Origin of the sequence: Brucella sp. JSBI001, assembly GCF_026014005.1 — a bacterium.
Lineage (GTDB): Bacteria > Pseudomonadota > Alphaproteobacteria > Rhizobiales > Rhizobiaceae > Brucella > Brucella anthropi.
Window position 1 is genome coordinate 4,169,033 of the sequence record NZ_CP110339.1, and the last position, 15,789, is coordinate 4,184,821.

The window sequence follows — 15,789 nt, forward strand, 5'->3', positions numbered from 1 at the left end:
CGTCACCGCCGTTCGCTGGAGGATGGCGATGCGGGCGCAGGCGTCCGGCCGAGAAAACGGTCACGGGTTTCGGCCCAGACGCGCAGGCATTCGGCGTCGTTCGCGGCCTGCTCTCCAAGCTGCTGGCACCGCCGCTGCCCCTCGCGTAGCGGATCGCGTTCGGGCTGGAGAAGCCGCGCCGGCGTCTCTGCCGGTGCGTCTTCTTTGCGGGTCATCTCGACAGCCGTCGCGGTAATGGCGACTGCGACGAATACGATAGCGCCCAGCCGGGCCAGCATCTTGCCGTCCATGGCCGCGTCCTCAGTTGCCGTTGTTGAACATCTGTGCGTTGCCGGGCTGGTAGCCCGAGCCGGGCGTCAGGAAGCGGCGGCGTTGTTCGCGTCCCTGTTCGGCGGCGGCGGCGCGTTCGGCCTCGGTCAGAGCACCAGCCCGGCCGTTGGCGGCGAGCAACGCGATCAAGTCAGAAAGCTGCTGCGATTGCAGGGCGAGAAGCTGGTTGCCCGCCTGCGCCGCCTGTAACGCGCCCGACGCCCCCTGGCTCTGGCCGACAAGCTCCGACATCTGCGTGCGGTTGGTGTCGATATTGCCGACGACGCCGGCCTGGACGCGCATCGCGTCCTGCAAGCCGCCTACGGTGTTCTGCCAGCGCGTGCGGGCGTTGGCGACGAGCTGCTGGTCCGTCGCCGACATCGACACGTTGCCATATTGCTGCTGGAACGCCTGGTCGATGCGCTGCACATCGAAGGCGATGTTTTGCGCCTGGCTCAAAAGCTGCTGTGTGCGCTGAACGGATTGCTGGAGCTGCTGGAGCGACGAGAACGGCAGGCTCGCCAGATTGCGGGCCTGATTCATCAACATGGTCGCCTCGTTCTGGAGCGAGGTGATCTGGTTGTTGATCTGCTCCAGGGATCGCGCCGCCGACAGGACGTTTTCGACGTAGTTCCTCGGATCGAACACGACCCATTGTGCCGACGCGGGCGTGATGAACATGGGCGACACCGCGACCGGCACGGCGAGCACGGTCGCGACCAGGAGAACGGCGCGCGGGCGGAAACGACGAATGGTCATGGTTGGGACTCCTTTTCGATGTGGGGAATGAGGGTCGGGAAGCCCGGGAGAAGATCGACGGCCCAGCCGACATCGCGGGCTGTGAGCCAAGCGGCGAGGAAGCCGTCGCGGCCGTGATCGGCGACGATCTGCGCAATCAAGGTCTGGTCGGATTTGGCGGATGCGGCGCAGAGCGCGAGGCCGACTTCGGACAAGCCCAGCTCGAACAGGCGGTTTCCCCTGCGGCTCTGGCAGTAGTAGTCCCGTTTCGGTGTCGCCCGCGCGAGGATTTCGATCTGCCGGTCATTGAGGCCGAAGCGGCGATAGATCGCCGTGATCTGCGGCTCGATGGCCCTCTCGTTGGGGAGCAGAAGCCGCGTCGGGCAGCTCTCGATGATCGCGGGCGCGATGTTGCTGCCGTCGATGTCGGACAGGCTTTGCGTGGCGAAGATGACGCTGGCGTTCTTCTTGCGGAGCGTTTTCAGCCATTCGCGGAGCTGGCTGGCAAAACCCTCGTCGTCCAGCGCAAGCCAGCCCTCGTCGATGATGAGCAGCGTGGGTGAGCCGTCCAGCCTGTCGCCGATGCGGTGAAACAGGTAGGCGAGCACGGCCGGCGCTGCGCCCGTGCCGACAAGGCCCTCGATCTCGAACGCTTGGCAACGTGAACTGCCAAGATGCTCGGTCTCCGCGTCGAGCAGCCGGCCATAGGGACCGCCGACGCAATACGGCCGGAGTGCCTGTTTCAGATCGTTGGATTGCAGCAGGACCGCGAGGCCGGTGATGGTGCGTTCCTCGGCGGGCGCGGAGGCGAGCGAGGTCAGCGCGGTCCAAAGGTGCTCCTTCACCTCGGGCGTGATGGCGATGCCTTCGCGCATGAGGATGGCGGCGATCCAGTCGGCGGCCCAGGCGCGTTCATAGGTGTCGTGGATGCGGGCGAGCGGCTGGAGCGAAACGGAGGCGTCCGAACCTTCGGTGAGGCCGCCGCCCAGGTCGTGCCAGTCGCCGCCCATGGCGAGCGACGCGGCGCGGATGCTGCCGCCGAAGTCGAAGGCGAAGACCTGGCTGCCGGCGTAGCGCCGGAACTGCAAGGCCATGAGCGCCAGCAGGACGGATTTGCCCGCGCCGGTCGGGCCGACGACGAGAGTGTGGCCCACGTCGCCGACATGCAAAGAAAACCGGAACGGGGTTGAGCCTTCGGTCTTTCCAAAGAGCAAAGGGGGCGCACCGAAATGCTCGTCCCGTTCCGGCCCCGCCCACACCGCCGAAAGCGGAATCATGTGGGCGAGATTCAAAGTGCTGATGGGCGGCTGCCGGACGTTCGCGTAGGCGTGTCCGGGCAGGCTGCCGAGCCATGCGTCAACCGCATTCACCGTCTCCACCATGGCCGTGAAATCGCGGCCCTGGATGACCTTCTCGGCCAACCGCAATTTCTCGTCGGCAAGGCGCGGGTCGGCATCCCATACGGTGATGGTCGCCGTGACATAGGCCATGCCGGCGACATCGGCCCCAAGCTCCTGCAGGGCCATGTCGGCGTCGGCCGCCTTGTTGTCCGCGTCCGTGTCCACGAGAACGGACGCCTCGTTCGTCATCACCTCTTTCAGGATCGCCGCGATGCTTTTCCGCTTCGCGAACCATTGGCGGCGGATGCGGGTGAGCAGCTTGGTGGCGTCGGTCTTGTCGAGCAGGATCGCACGCGTGCTCCAGCGATACGGAAAGGCCAGCCTGTTGAGGTCGTCGAGCAGTCCGGGCGTCGTCGCGGTCGGAAAGCCGATGATGGTCAGGACGCGGAGGTGCTGGTCGCCAAGGCGCGGCTCCAGCCCGCCGGTCAGCGGTTGGTCGGCGAGCAGCGCGTCGAGATAGATCGGCGTCTCGGGAACGCGGACGCGATGCCGGTTGGTCGAGGCGGTAGAATGCAGATAGGTCAGCGTCTCGCTGTCATCGAGCCAGCGGCATTCCGGCATGAAACCGTCGAGCAGCGCCAGCACGCGGTCGGTGCGGTCGATGAAGGCGCGCAGCACTTCATGCGGATCGACGCCGGATTGCTCGCGGCCCTCGTAAAGCCATGTCTCGGCGCGTGCGGCGTCCTCGGCCGGCGGCAGGTAGAGGAAGGTGAGGAAGTAGCCCGACACGAAATGCGTGCCGGCTTCCTCGAAACCCGCCTTGCGCTCGGCGTCGAGCACGGCCGACGCCGGATCGGGAAAGCTGCTGTCGGGATAGGTCGCGGCTTCGCTGCGCTGTGCCTCGACGAAGATGCTCCAGCCCGATCCGAGGCGACGGAAGGCGTTGTTGATGCGGCTGGCGACAGCGACCAGTTCGGCCGCGACGGCTGAATCCAGATCGGGACCGCGAAAGCGTGCGCTGCGCTGAAAGCTGCCGTCCTTGTTGAGAACGACGCCTTCGGCGACGAGCGCCACCCAGGGCAGATAGTCGGCAAGCCGGCTGGCGGTGCGGCGATATTCGGCAAGATTCATCATGGCAGCGCCCTCACACCGCCAGATGACCGGGGATGCGCAGGTGCCGCCGCCCGACCTCGACAAAGAGCGGGTCGCGCTTCGCCGCCCATACGGCCGCGAAATGGCCGATGGCCCATATGGCGAGGCCAACCAGCCAGAGGCGCAGGCCGAGGCCCACGGCCCCGGCGAGCGTCCCGTTCATGATGGCGATGGAGCGCGGAGCGCCGCCGAGCAAAATATGCTCGGTCAGCGCCCGGTGAACCGGGACAGTGAAGCCCGGCACCGCGTCGAGTTGTTCGAGGACGGCCGCCATCAAACGAGCGCCCCGCCGCCGAACGAGAAGAACGACAGAAAGAAGCTCGACGCGGCGAAGGCGATCGACAGGCCGAAAACGATCTGGATCAGGCGGCGAAAGCCGCCCGAGGTATCGCCGAAGGCCAGCGCAAGGCCGGTGGCGATAATGACGATCACGGCGATGATCTTGGCAACTGGCCCCTCGATGGATTCGAGGATGGATTGCAGCGGCGCTTCCCACGGCATGGACGAGCCTGAAGCGTGGGCGGCCGGTGCGAGCATGGCGCTGATCGCGAGCGTGGTAGCGGCGGTCGCAATGAAGCGATAGCCGCGCGAAAGCGTGCGGATCATGTTGGTTCTCCTGTGCTGGTGGGGGTTGCGGGGGTGATGCGGTAGTCGCCGTCCGGGCCGAGTCCTTCGACGCAGGCGAGTTCGGCCAGCCGGCGCGCGGAACCGCGCCCGGAAAGGACAGCAACAAGGTCGATGGTCTCAGCGATCAGGGCGCGCGGAACGGTGACGACAGCCTCTTGAATGAGCTGTTCAAGGCGACGGAGCGCACCGATGCCGGAGCCGGCGTGAATGGTGCCAAGCCCGCCCGGATGGCCGGTGCCCCAGGCTTTGAGCAGGTCGAGGGCTTCCGCGCCGCGCACCTCGCCAATGGGGATGCGGTCGGGACGCAGGCGCAGCGAAGACCGCACAAGGTCGGATAGCGTCGCCACGCCGTCTTTCGTCCGCATGGAAACGAGATTTTGCGCGCGGCATTGCAGTTCGCGCGTGTCCTCGATGATGACGACGCGATCCGTGCCCTTCGCCACCTCAGCGAGCAGCGCGTTGGTCAGCGTGGTCTTGCCGGTCGAAGTGCCCCCAGCCACGAGGATGTTGGCACGGGATGCGACGGCCGCGCGCAGCGTATCCGCCTGGTTGGCGGTCATAGTGCCGGCGGCCACATAGTCGTCGAGCGTGAACACCGCGACGGCGGGCTTGCGGATAGCGAAGGTCGGGGCGGCGACCACGGGCGGCAATAGCCCCTCGAACCGCTCGCCGCTCTCGGGCAACTCGGCCGAGACGCGCGGTGCGCTGGCATGAACCTCCGCGCCGACATGGTGGGCGACCAGGCGCACGATGCGTTCGCCATCGGCGGGCGACATGATTTCACCCGTGTCAGCCAACCCTTCGGACAGCCAGTCCACCCAAATCCGGCCATCGGGATTCAGCATGACCTCGACCACGGCGGGGTCTTCGAGATACCGCGCAATGGCCGCGCCGAGCGCGGTGCGCAGCATCCGCGCACCGCGCTGGATCGCTTCCGGTTTGTGGTGAGTGGCGGTCATCTCGGCCCCGTTTCCTGACGGGGCTCGACAGATGGTCCCCGCAACGGGGTCGATTAAAAGAGCCTGAAATCGGGCCGATTCAACAAGTATCTAAGCGCGTGCGGGCATCGGCGGCGATCGGCGGCGAATAGGACGGGTATAGTTCTCAGTTCCGAGCGCTGCCCAGAAAAGTAGTCATTTGATTGACGCCCATGTGGCGAGTTCTTCCTTCGTAGGCGGCTCAAACAGATTCCCCCAACTTAGAAGGTCGTCCGGGTTCACCGTCGCTTCAGGGGGACTATCTTGATTGCGAGCAATGATTCTTCGCCGCAGTTCCTCAATTGGCACGGAGAGATAGTGCAGACGGGTCTTAGCGCGGAGGGAAATGGCGACCGATCGATAGGCATCACGCTCCTGCCTTGACCAGAAGCCATTTTCCAGGATCACACTCGTCTGGTTCGCGAGCAAACGCTGCGCCAACTTCCATTGGAGTTGTTCAACACGAGTGCGGGCTACCTCATCATAGAGGCGAAAACCAAGTGCAGTCATCCATTCGTCAGGAGACAGCCTTACGCCCTCGCCATCCTTTTCAAGTTGGTGCGCGAGAGTGGTCTTTCCTGATCCGGGTAATCCGCAGATGAGATGAAGCGTAGCCATGATTGCAACATACTATAGGCAACTCCTGCCCTTCACTCACGCCGATTCCTCATCTGTCCTCGGGTGCGCCTTCTGACCGTGCAGGATCGACATCACGCGACAGCTCCTTGAGAAACTTGTCTCCGGTCGCCAGGCGCCGGCCGAGCGACTGCATGAAGCCCTCGAACCGTTCGGCCCCCTTCGCGCGGGCGGCAGCCTGCGCATTCTCCGGCAGCGGCGGCGTGACGGTCAGCCAGAAGCGGATGAACAGCGAGACAGTCTCGCCGAGCACGGCGAGATCTTCGTCGAGCGTGTCGATCTGGCGACCGAGCTTGTCCAGGCGGCGCGACATGGCCGCTTCCAGTCGATCCGACGTGTCGCCGGATAGGAAAGACGCGACCGCCGCCTCGACGACGGCGGATTTCGACACTTGCCGACGCAGGGCCAGCGCCTCGACCTGGGCGAGCAAATCTGGGTCGAAATAGACGTTCATGCGGGTTCGGCTGGTCATCGGCGCGTCCTCAAAGCTCGATGCCGTCGCCGGGGTCCAGCGACGCTTGCCGCGCGACCACCCGCATGCGCTGGCGCAGGGCGCGGGCCTTGGCGGCGTCAACGTCCGGCTCGTCGTCCAGCATATCGAACTCCTGTTCGGGCGGACGCGGCGGCGTGACGATTTCCTCATGCTCGGGCAATTCCGGCTCTCGGCGGATGCCGGCATTGTCATGATCGCCCTCGCTTCCGCTGGTCGCCGTCGTGGGCGTGGCCTTTGCTTCCGTCACTACGCGGCTCAACCAGTCGTCGGATGATGGGTTCGGCGCGGACGGAACGGATGCCAGATCGGGCGGCGGCAATATGCGTTCCTGAAAACGCCCGTCCTCATAATAGCGAGCCTTTGCGGCCCGGATCGGAGGCGTGCCGGCGACCATGACGATTTCCTCGGTCGGCGGAAGCTGCATGATCTCGCCCGGCGTGAGCAAAGGCCGCGCGGTCTCCTGCCGTGACACCATGAGATGCCCCAGCCACGGCGCGAGGCGATGGCCGGCATAGTTGGTGGAGTCGCGCATCTCGGTCGCGGTGCCGAGCGCGTCGCTGATGCGTTTCGCCGTCCTCTCGTCGTTCGTGGCGAACGCCACGCGAACGTGGCAATTATCCAGAATCGCGTTGTTCGGCCCATAGGCGCGCTCGATCTGGTTGAGCGATTGCGCGATCAGGAAGGATTTGAGGCCGTAACCCGCCATGAACGCTAGGGCGCTCTCGAAGAAGTCAAGACGGCCGAGCGCCGGAAACTCGTCGAGCATCAACAGCAGGCGATGGTGTTTCCCCGATGTGTTCAATTCCTCGGTCAGCCTGCGCCCAATCTGATTGAGAATTAGCCGGATCAAGGGTTTCGTCCGGTTGATGTCGGACGGCGGCACAACGAGGTAGAGGCTCACGGGCTCCTTGCTTCCGACAAGATCAGCAATGCGCCAGTCGCAAAGCGCCGTCACACGCGCCACTACGGGATCGCGATAGAGGCCCAGGAACGACATGGCGGTGCTGAGCACGCCGCTACGTTCGTTCTCACTCTTGTTCAGCAGCTCGCGGGCCGACGAGGCGACAACGGGATGAACGCCGACTTCGCCCAGGTGCGGCGTGCCCATCATCGCGCGCAAGGTCGCCTCAACCGGTCGGCGTGGATCGGAGAGGAAGTTGGCGACGCCGGCCAGCGTCTTGTTCTTTTCGGCGTAGAGAACATGCAGGATCGCGCCTACAAGCAGCGAATGGCTGGTCTTTTCCCAGTGATTGCGTTTGTCGAGGCTGCCTTCGGGATCGACCAGAATATCCGCGATATTCTGCACGTCGCGGACTTCCCATTCGCCCTGCCGCACTTCCAGTAGTGGATTGTAAGCCGACGACTTCGCGTTGGTCGGATCGAACAGCAGGACGCGGCCATGCTTCGCCCGGAAGCCCGCCGTCAGGGTCCAGTTCTCGCCTTTGATATCGTGGACGATGCAGCTTCCCGGCCAGGTCAGCAGCGTGGGCACCACGAGGCCGACACCTTTGCCCGACCGCGTGGGCGCGAAACATAGGACGTGCTCCGGCCCGTCGTGGCGCAGGTACTCTCGGTCGTAGCGGCCGAGCACGACGCCATCGGGGCCGAGCAGTCCGGCGGCGCGGATTTCCTTGTCCTCCGCCCATCGCGCCGAGCCGTATGTCGCGACGTTGCGCGCCTCCCGCGCGCGAATGATGGACATCATGATGGCGGCGGCGATGGCCATAAGGCCGCCGGACGCGGCGATAATGCCGCCTTCGAAGAAGATCGAGGGCGCGTAGGCGTCGAACGCATACCACCACCAGAACAGAGCGGGCGGATAGTAGATCGGTGAGCCGGCCAGCTCGAACCACGGGTTGCCAAGCTGCGCCTGAAAGCCGAGGCGCCAAGCCGTCCATTGCGTCGCCGCCCAGGTCATCACCAGAATGATGGTGAAGACGACGGCGATCTGACCCCATAGGATTCGGCTTCCGCGCATACGGGCTCCAATTGGCAAAAGAGACGGAGCCGATCAGAGAGTAGGCAAAATCGGGACAGGCAACAGGAAAGAGGATGCGGGAGGGCTACCGGATACTATCGGCGGCGAATAGGTCGGGTTGCGACTATGTGAACAGTTGCGATGATACTGCTGCAAGGCCGCACGAAACGAATCGCAGCGGCCAATCCACCAGATCGATCGGCGCGTGCGAGGCAGGCTAGTGGGCTTATAGCCCTAGTCCCCTCTGACGCCCCACTTGCCACGATACCGAACCGCCCTGCACGACGCCCGCCACATCGCGGCCGAGTTGGCGGTTGATGACGGGTCGCCAAGGGACAAGAGTGAACTCGTGGCTCTTCTCCAAGATGGCGAACTTTCCGCTGGTTAGCTGCACGGTGCCGGTGAACTTGCCGCTGACGGTTTCACCATCGGCGACCGTGCGGAACGGGAGCGACTTGTTCGCCGCCATCTCCGCGCCGAAGCTGGCAATCTCGCGCTCGCGCAGCGTGGCGAGAAGATTGCGCCGGTAGAAGGTTCGACCGTCCTGCCGGCGCGTGGCGTCGCCCTGTTCGATGTGATGCTCGCGGCGCTGGTCCATCGCCTCGCGCACCTGCTGGCCGAACCCGGCCGGCGCAAGGTCGGATGCGTCGGGCATGACCAATCGCCGGTCGAGCCACGTCGCACCATCCGCGCCGATCTGCTTTTCAAGGTCGAGCACCGAAAGGACGCGAACGCTGGCCTGCCGGTTGCGGCCGGCATCGTAGGCGGCCGTCTTGCTCTCGAAATCTTCGGGGATGCGCCATTGGTCGGCGTCGATCCGCTTGACTATGCCGGCGCGGCGCAATGCCTCCAGCCGGCGCACATGAGCATCGACATAGCCTTCGTAATCGCCGCCTGGAACGCGGCCCTCGAACTTGGCCCGTTCCAGATGGCGGGTCGGCCGATAGATGCCGTCTTCGGCAACGGCAGCAATGGTCCGGTCGGATGGCCGCTGCGCGGCGTCGGCCGGGCCGATCTCGACGACGCTGCCGATCCGCGCATCCTCGACGCGGGCCGGGTCGATGCCGGCGACATGGTGCGTCCGACCGTCGATCCCGTCCACCACAACGGTCAGGTTCTCGCCCAACTCGTCGGACAGATACTTATCGACGACGCGGCCGACGATGGGCTTTTCGGGCGGCCCGTCATGGATTTGGAAGGTCAGCGGGTCGCGTTCCAGGCCATCGGCCTTTAGCGCCTTGTGCATGTTGCGGACGATGTCGCCGTGCTCGCCCAGCTCCCGCAAGGTCGGCTCCATCCGCTCGCTCAACTCCCATACGCCCGGCGCGTGCTCGGTCGCCAAGCCCATCTTCTCCAGCTTGGCGAGACGGCGCAGGCGTAGCGTGCGATTAAATTGCCATCTCCGCTCGGCCGGCTCATAGCGAAGGTCGATGAACCGTTCGTTGGCTTCCTCCGTCATTGCCCGGTCGATGCGAGTGAAACGGTCCTGGTCGATCTCGGCCGACAGCTTGCGGCTCTGCTCGATCTCGGTCACGGGTCCAAGCTCCAGCGTGGTTAGCTCGCTGGCGCGCTCGCGGATTCCGTTGGCGAGATAGTCGCCGTTGATGACAAGATTCTCGCCCAGGTCGTCCTTGCCCCGGACAATGACATGCACATGCGGATGGCCGGTGTTGTAGTGGTTGACCGCGACCCAATCGAGTTTCGTGCCAAGGTCGGCCTCGATCTGCTTCATGAGGTCGCGAGTGTGCGCGGTCAGGTCGGTCAGGTCCGCGCCGTCCTCCGGCGAGATGATGAATCGGAACTGGCGCTCATCATCGTTGCCGCGTTCAACGAAGGCGTTACCATCGGCGCGGTCCTCGGTCGCGGAATAGAGCTGACCGCGCTCGCCATCGCGCGATGTGCCGTCACGCTGGATATAGCGCAGATGGGCGGCGGACTTGCCGTTCCTGCCGGCGTTCTGAACGTAGCGGGTCTTGACGATGACGCGGCGCATTCCGGGCGCACTGTGCCGCCAGCCGCCCGCTAAGGTGCGCGCGCGAACGAAGGCCGCCCCGCGCCCGCGTTGCAGGCCCGGCCCGTTGGTCGAACGCGCGGCTTTGCCGCCCTTGCCGGTCAGGCTTTTGCCTGGGCGGGGTGATGATCTGGACGGGCTGGCGCTGTGCTGCCGGGCGATCGTCTTAGCCTGGCTAAAAAAGCTCTTGGTCTTGCCGGGCCGCGTGTCGGATCGAATGCAGCCGGGCTTCGGCCGGAAGCGGTTTTCGTCGTCGGCGCTCAAGGATGCGCCTCCGGCCAAAACTCAAGGAAATCGGGCATTCGGCGGCCATGGTGCCGGTCGAAACCCAGCAAAGCCAAGGCTTTGCGCAAGATCGCGGCACGCCGGATCAAAACCCATGGTGCCGCTCGCGGCTCATCTAACCAGTGTGCAGACAACAATAATTTTAGAAATCCGGCAGACTTAGTGCCGGTTTCCTTTATCTTGCCCTCCGCTTTTCCTGCCCTTTCCGCTTCTCCTGCCAAGAATCCAGCCAGGCGCGAACCTGCCTGACTGGACACCGCAATGACCGCTGCCGAGCGTGGGAACGCGTTCCTCACGGCGTTCCTCCATCATTGGCGCGGGCGATGAAGATGCCGCCCTCCTGCGGCTCCGCATCGACGGCATGGCGCACCGGAACGGCTGCGCGGCCGTCGCCGGATTGCACGTCGGACGGCGACGCTGCGGCAGCGCCCGTGTCGGTCGAGCGCATGACGAACAACGGCGCCGCACGCCAATCGGGCGGGGGTGGCGGCGCCGCGATCGGCGCTTCGGATGCAGCCGCGCCGCCGAGCAACGGCACGAGAGCGGCGACATAGGCGCGGGTCTCGGCGGGCAATCTGCGGCGGGTCGCAAGATACTCGTCGTAGCGGCCGGGGCCGGCATTGTAGGCGGCCAGCATCGCCGCGACATTGCCGTAGCGGTCGAACATCTCGCGCAGATAGGCCGTGCCCGCCATGATATTGTCGCGCGGGTGATAGGGATCGCGGCCGAGGCCATGGCGGGCGCGCAGCTCCGCCCATGTATCGGGCATGACCTGCATCAATCCCATCGCACCGGCCGACGAGATCGCGCGCACGTCGCCCGCGCTCTCGGCGCGCAGCACGGCGCGAATCCAGTGCTCGGGAATGCCGAACCGTCGCGACGCCTCGGCGATGTGGGCGGCATGAAGATCGACGGCGGCGGGGCGCACGATCGGCATCGGCTGCGCGACCGCCGACACCGATCCGCCGCCGAGCAAGAGCGCGCCGATCGCTGCGAGAACGACGCAACGCCATGCCGCCCTGTCTCCGCCGCGACGCCAGCCTGCCTGCGTGCTCGCTGCGGTCAAGGGCAAGGCGCAAGCGCCGGCGAAACGCCGCCCTTGACCTTCGCTGCGCGCGCCGGCCATCCTGCGGTCGAGCGGGACGAAGGGATGAGCCGGCTTCTCCGCGAACAAAGGGATGAGACCTTTGAGCGCGAGGCTGACGCGATACCGCATGGCCTCAGTCCCGCTCGTCGCGCGGTTTGGGGCGGCTCCAGTGCAGCGACCATGACGCGCCGGCCTCGTCGTCGCGGAACAGGTTGGCGCGGATCGGCTGCGGCAAGGCGGGATCGTCGAGCAGCACGGAAAGGTATTCGCCGGCCTTCTCGCCGGTGCGTTTCCACGCCGCGCCGACTTCCGGCCCGTCCTCCGCGCCGTGGTGGACGCGGTAATCCGGCGCGTTCTCCGCGCCCGAACCTTCGGCCGGAACGATGGTGATTTCGCGGAACAGGGTCAGCGTTTGGACACGGCCGACGAAGCCGGATTCCTCGCGTTTGAATTGACCGATCTGAGGCATGGAAAGTCTCCTGTGGTTGGGGTTGGGAAGCGAAGTCAGTGCGACTGTCATTGAGTCCGGGCGCGCCATTCGTAGCGGCCCGCGCCGTCCTCATCGGTCCAGAGCGGGACCGCCCGGCCGATGACGGAGCTTGCGGGGATGGGTCCGAAGTAACGGCCGTCGAGGCTGTCGCGGACTTGCCAGTTCATGAGGAAGAGTTCGCCGTCGCCGATAATGCGGCAGCCCTGCCAGACGGGCAGATCGCGGCCGAGGCTGTCGCGCTCCAGCGCCTCGCCCATGTCGATCCCGTTCACCGTGATCGTGCGGCCGGTTCGGCAAACGCGCTGTCCAGGCCGGCCCAGGACGCGCTTGAGCAGCGGCACTCCGCGCGCGACATAGCCGCGCTCGATCATGAAGGCGGCGAGCGGTTCGGGCGGCAGGACGGCGACCAACTCGGGCACGTCGATCCGGTCGGCCGGCTCGACGGTGTAGAAGCCGATGGGCGTGCTCGCGGTCGCGTTCCAGATGAGTTTCGTCGGAGTCCCGACCGCGCTGGCGGCGGCGATGCCGAGCACCGCCAGCGCCGTCACCGTGAGGATGCGGCGGCGCGTCACGGGTCGATCCTCTGGCGGCCGAGCCAGGCGGCGTGGCGATCGGGCGTGTAGGCGCGGGGCTTCAGGCCGGCGGTCAGACGGTTATGGACGTTCCGCCAATGCTCCGGCGATATGTCGGCGGGATCGAGGCCGAGCGCGTCCACGGCGTCGATGGCGGCAAGCGCGCGCTCCACCTTCGGCCAGCTTTCGAGGCGCAGCAGGATGTCGCCGCCGGGCCGCACGAAGGGCAACGTCTGGAACGGCTCGCCGCGGCCGATGGCGCGCACGATGTCGATGCGCGACATGACCGTGCCGTGCTCGCCCTTCGCCCATCGGACGAAGGCGAAGATGCTGTTCGGCGCGAAGCCGACGACGCTGCGGCGACGGTCGATGATCTGTTCGTAGCTCTTGCGGCCGAAGCGTATCCAGTGCTCGACCTGCTGCTTCTGGAACGTCAGCTCGACAAGCGTGGTGAAGGGCGCGGGTCCGTCCGGCAGCGGCCGGCCGTGTGCGCGGGGCGCACGGCGGCTCATCGCTCGCCTCGCTCGTCCGGCGTCAGCGGCCGGGCCGGAAACACGCGGCCGGCTGTCTCTTCGCGCGTCGATCGGCGCGCGCCGATCTCGCTCCAGGCTTGCAGGTCGTCGACAGCATAGAGGACGCGGCCGCCGATCTTGCGATAGGTCGGGCCGGTCCCGTAGGTGCGATGCTTCTCAAGGGTGCGCAGCGAAATGCCGAGGAAGCGCGCGGCCTCCTTGGTGCGCAACAGGCGTGGCGGCAGGCCCGCCAGCGGGTTTGACATAGATACCTCCGGTTCGTCGTGAAGGCGGCTGTCGGTGGCGACAGCGGACTGCGGCGAACCATGGCGAGGCATCGGCGGCGCGTAGCGTGCCGCATTCGCGCCTATGCGCTGGCGGCACCCCCTTTAGAACCGCGAACGGCTCACGAAGGCAGCGAGAACCGGCGATAGGATCGCGTTTGGGGTCCGGCAGGTCACTAACGGGCCGAATAGGCGGAGACATTTCTTCGCGCGTGGGCTAGACTTAGAGACGGAGCAGACGCACTGCTCCGGGGCGTCGAAACCCCTGGTTAGCGGTTGGTGCCGGCCGTGACGGCACCACCACTCCTTGACCTTATGGTCGGGGAGCCTGTGGCGTATACAACAGGTTCTCCGAGCTAAAGGCCACAGGGCCGTCTAACCACGGTTTCGAACTCCCCGATCACCAAGAGTCAGAGAGAATCGTTTGCGGGGGCGCACCGCAGACAAACCTTCTCGAACACGGGGAACGGTTATGCGCGTGCCAGTCGAACTCGATCCCGACGTTGACGACATCGCACCTTTCGGCACCGACATCACCCTCTATGACGAGCGGCATTTCGTGACCTATCTGCGGCTGCTCGACGCCAGGGCGGAAGGCGCGGACTGGAAGGAAGTCGCGCGGATCGTCCTCCATCGCGATCCGGCCGCCGAGGAAGCCATGACCTATCGATGCTGGCAAAGCCATCTCGAACGCGCGCAATGGCTGTCGCGCGAGGGCTATCGGAAGATCTTGGTGCAATCGGGCGCGAACGAAAGGTAACGACACCGATGTCTGCGGGATCGTCATGAACTTGGCATACGCTCAAACCTTGCGAGGTGAGAGGTTTAAGCCATGAATGTCTGGGCAACGATTATTCTGTGGGAAGATGCCGATCCGAAAACAGATCGGACCGTCAGGGAAACGGCTCAGGAGAAACTGACGATCGCCTTTGTCCCAACAGTCGAGGCCGCCGCGACGGTCGCGTCCGAGCTTGTCGAGGACGGAGCGGAACTCATCGAGCTATGCGGCGGCTTCGGTCTCGATGCCGGCGCGGTCGTATCCCGCGCGGTCGATGGTCGCGCTGCGGTCGGCGCAGTCGCGTTCGGCATCGAGTCGATCACGCAGGCGGCCGCCTACAAGGCGAAGTTCGAGGCGGCCAGCGAGTAACTGCAAGCGGCTCTCTCTTCATTAGCGGCGTTACCTGCGGATCGAGACGCAACCGAATTAAAGCTTGCCCGGCTTGAGCGGATAACTGAGCAGCAGCCGATAGCCGCCGCGCATCATCATGAGGCCATGGGCAACCAGGCGGCGGGCCTTGCTCTTGCGCGGATCGCTCTCGAAGTCCTCTTTCGTGCCGCGAAAGCCAAGCAGGACATCGGCAATGGCGCGGTAGCTCTCGCCGCGCAGTCTGGCGTCGAGAGCGCGCAGGGACAGGATATGCCATTGCCGGAGTTGGGCGGGCAGCGCGCCGAAGGGCGGTCCAGGCGGACGCTGCCGTGTCGAACGCCAGAGGCGGCGCGCGGCATGGGAGCGAAGCTCCATGAAGGAATCGAACGGCACGCGCGCGACGTAGAAGGTGGCGGCATCGGGCACGGCCTCGGGCAGCCAGAATTGATGCGCCACGCCGTCGACCTGCCAGATGCCGTGCCAGCCATCGGCGGCGCGGCGCAGATCGAGGCCATGGAGATGGGCGAGCGTGAGGACGGGTTCGGTTTCGTCCGTCTCGTTCTCGACCGGCGACAGGATGACGGCGTGCGGCTGGAGTCGTGGCGACCAGAACAGCGGCTGGCCGTCAGGCGGCGCATCGGGATCGCACGGGAAATCGTAAGCCCCAGCGCTGCGCGAAGGCTTCCAGCCGGTCGGCTGCGGGCCGCCGGGCGCGGGCGATGGTCTGGAAGTCATGGCGATACTCGTCGTAACGACGAAGATATTCCCAGGCAAAGCCGGCGGCCACGATCTTCTTGGCGTGTCTGTATGCCGCCGGTGATCGCCAGTCGATGCTAAGCATGGCGTCACCTCTCTAAGCCGGGTTCAAGAGCAAAGCCCGGCTAGAGAGATTTCGGTGCAACTATAAGTAATAGAAGTCGCTGAACCGAGAAACGTTGAGCGTCGAACGCGATCGTTTATAGTTGATTATTTCTTAACATTGCGGTTTTGATTTTGCGAGCCGGGCGTAGCCCGGCGAGCGGCGGCCATGGAATTGCGCGTGGCCGCGCCGCCGATCCGCCATCGCGGATCGGCGAAAAAATCATGTGCCGAAAACCGGGCGAAACGTGTGGGGCCGCCCGGTGGTGGCGGCCCCATTTCACGCGCCATCG

General features: G+C 65.4%; 20 protein-coding genes and 1 pseudogene. 2 read left to right on the plus strand and 19 right to left on the minus strand.

Translation table 11 applies throughout. The features are described 5' to 3' along the window. Window positions 1-2: 2 nt before the first annotated feature. The 16 genes from trbK-alt to LJ361_RS19965 all read right to left on the minus strand — a co-directional run bounded on the left by trbK-alt (window position 3) and on the right by LJ361_RS19965 (window position 13,473). A complete protein-coding gene (gene trbK-alt / locus LJ361_RS19890; protein WP_264812129.1) occupies window positions 3-290 on the minus strand; it encodes a putative entry exclusion protein TrbK-alt in 288 nt (95 codons plus the stop codon). Window positions 291-300: 10 nt separating this feature from the next. Next, the gene (trbJ, locus tag LJ361_RS19895; protein WP_264812130.1) at window positions 301-1,068 is read right to left on the minus strand and encodes a P-type conjugative transfer protein TrbJ; all 768 of its coding nucleotides are present in this window, start codon (window positions 1,066-1,068) and stop codon (window positions 301-303) included. Beyond that, the gene (gene trbE, locus LJ361_RS19900) at window positions 1,065-3,521 is read right to left on the minus strand and encodes a conjugal transfer protein TrbE (RefSeq protein WP_264812131.1); all 2,457 of its coding nucleotides are present in this window, start codon (window positions 3,519-3,521) and stop codon (window positions 1,065-1,067) included. The genes trbJ and trbE overlap by 4 nt, the downstream gene beginning before the upstream one ends. Window positions 3,522-3,531: 10 nt before the next feature. After that, a complete protein-coding gene (locus LJ361_RS19905) occupies window positions 3,532-3,813 on the minus strand; it encodes a VirB3 family type IV secretion system protein (RefSeq protein ID WP_264812132.1) in 282 nt (93 codons plus the stop codon). Next, the gene (locus tag LJ361_RS19910) at window positions 3,813-4,145 is read right to left on the minus strand and encodes a TrbC/VirB2 family protein (protein ID WP_264812133.1); all 333 of its coding nucleotides are present in this window, start codon (window positions 4,143-4,145) and stop codon (window positions 3,813-3,815) included. Before LJ361_RS19910 ends, LJ361_RS19905 begins: the two co-directional genes overlap by 1 nt. Beyond that, on the minus strand, window positions 4,142-5,125 hold the full coding sequence (gene trbB, locus LJ361_RS19915) for a P-type conjugative transfer ATPase TrbB (RefSeq protein WP_264812134.1): 984 nt from the start codon (window positions 5,123-5,125) through the stop codon (window positions 4,142-4,144). The genes LJ361_RS19910 and trbB overlap by 4 nt, the downstream gene beginning before the upstream one ends. A 174-nt stretch (window positions 5,126-5,299) precedes the next feature. Beyond that, window positions 5,300-5,761: an AAA family ATPase gene (locus LJ361_RS19920; RefSeq protein ID WP_264812136.1), complete on the minus strand. Its 462-nt coding sequence runs from the start codon at window positions 5,759-5,761 to the stop codon at window positions 5,300-5,302. Window positions 5,762-5,810: 49 nt separating this feature from the next. Then, complete coding sequence (locus LJ361_RS19925; protein ID WP_264812137.1) at window positions 5,811-6,251, minus strand: CopG family transcriptional regulator; 441 nt, start codon at window positions 6,249-6,251, stop codon at window positions 5,811-5,813. Window positions 6,252-6,261: 10 nt separating this feature from the next. Beyond that, a complete protein-coding gene (locus tag LJ361_RS19930; protein ID WP_264812139.1) occupies window positions 6,262-8,250 on the minus strand; it encodes a conjugal transfer protein TraG in 1,989 nt (662 codons plus the stop codon). Window positions 8,251-8,476: 226 nt separating this feature from the next. Beyond that, window positions 8,477-10,243, minus strand: a complete 1,767-nt coding sequence (locus LJ361_RS23540; RefSeq protein ID WP_320109282.1) for a relaxase/mobilization nuclease domain-containing protein — start codon at window positions 10,241-10,243, stop codon at window positions 8,477-8,479. A 278-nt stretch (window positions 10,244-10,521) separates the two neighbouring features. After that, window positions 10,522-10,842 (minus strand): hypothetical protein, encoded by a 321-nt coding sequence (locus LJ361_RS19940; RefSeq protein WP_264812140.1) that lies wholly within the window; start codon window positions 10,840-10,842, stop codon window positions 10,522-10,524. Continuing rightward, window positions 10,839-11,762 carry a lytic transglycosylase domain-containing protein gene (locus tag LJ361_RS19945; protein ID WP_264812142.1) on the minus strand — a complete coding sequence of 308 codons (924 nt, stop codon included), beginning with the start codon at window positions 11,760-11,762 and terminating at the stop codon, window positions 10,839-10,841. Before LJ361_RS19945 ends, LJ361_RS19940 begins: the two co-directional genes overlap by 4 nt. 4 nt (window positions 11,763-11,766) lie before the next feature. Next, window positions 11,767-12,102 (minus strand): DUF736 domain-containing protein, encoded by a 336-nt coding sequence (locus LJ361_RS19950; RefSeq protein WP_264812143.1) that lies wholly within the window; start codon window positions 12,100-12,102, stop codon window positions 11,767-11,769. Window positions 12,103-12,149: 47 nt separating this feature from the next. After that, window positions 12,150-12,695, minus strand: coding sequence for a S26 family signal peptidase (locus LJ361_RS19955; protein ID WP_264812144.1), 546 nt, complete (start codon window positions 12,693-12,695; stop codon window positions 12,150-12,152). Next, entirely contained in the window at window positions 12,692-13,207 is a 516-nt protein-coding gene (locus tag LJ361_RS19960) for a DUF2840 domain-containing protein (RefSeq protein ID WP_264812145.1), read from the minus strand. Before LJ361_RS19960 ends, LJ361_RS19955 begins: the two co-directional genes overlap by 4 nt. After that, window positions 13,204-13,473, minus strand: a complete 270-nt coding sequence (locus LJ361_RS19965; protein WP_264812146.1) for a helix-turn-helix transcriptional regulator — start codon at window positions 13,471-13,473, stop codon at window positions 13,204-13,206. Before LJ361_RS19965 ends, LJ361_RS19960 begins: the two co-directional genes overlap by 4 nt. 490 nt (window positions 13,474-13,963) lie before the next feature. On the opposite strand from LJ361_RS19965, the gene LJ361_RS19970 reads away from it, so the two are divergent. Both LJ361_RS19970 and LJ361_RS19975 read left to right on the plus strand, forming a co-directional pair. Continuing rightward, window positions 13,964-14,251 (plus strand): DUF2285 domain-containing protein, encoded by a 288-nt coding sequence (locus tag LJ361_RS19970; protein WP_264812147.1) that lies wholly within the window; start codon window positions 13,964-13,966, stop codon window positions 14,249-14,251. A gap of 72 nt (window positions 14,252-14,323) precedes the next feature. Next, the gene (locus LJ361_RS19975; RefSeq protein ID WP_264812148.1) at window positions 14,324-14,638 is read left to right on the plus strand and encodes a DUF6506 family protein; all 315 of its coding nucleotides are present in this window, start codon (window positions 14,324-14,326) and stop codon (window positions 14,636-14,638) included. Window positions 14,639-14,695: 57 nt separating this feature from the next. On the opposite strand, the gene LJ361_RS19980 is transcribed toward LJ361_RS19975, so the two are convergent. The 3 genes and pseudogenes from LJ361_RS19980 to LJ361_RS19990 form a co-directional block, all read right to left on the minus strand. Next, window positions 14,696-15,373, minus strand: coding sequence for a DUF2285 domain-containing protein (locus LJ361_RS19980; protein WP_413775043.1), 678 nt, complete (start codon window positions 15,371-15,373; stop codon window positions 14,696-14,698). After that, a pseudogene (locus LJ361_RS23660) lies at window positions 15,348-15,479 on the minus strand (transcriptional regulator domain-containing protein); the annotation flags it as partial. The pseudogene LJ361_RS23660 and the gene LJ361_RS19980, both read right to left, overlap by 26 nt. A 125-nt stretch (window positions 15,480-15,604) precedes the next feature. After that, window positions 15,605-15,787 carry a hypothetical protein gene (locus tag LJ361_RS19990; RefSeq protein ID WP_264812151.1) on the minus strand — a complete coding sequence of 61 codons (183 nt, stop codon included), beginning with the start codon at window positions 15,785-15,787 and terminating at the stop codon, window positions 15,605-15,607. Between the last annotated feature and the right edge of the window lie 2 nt (window positions 15,788-15,789).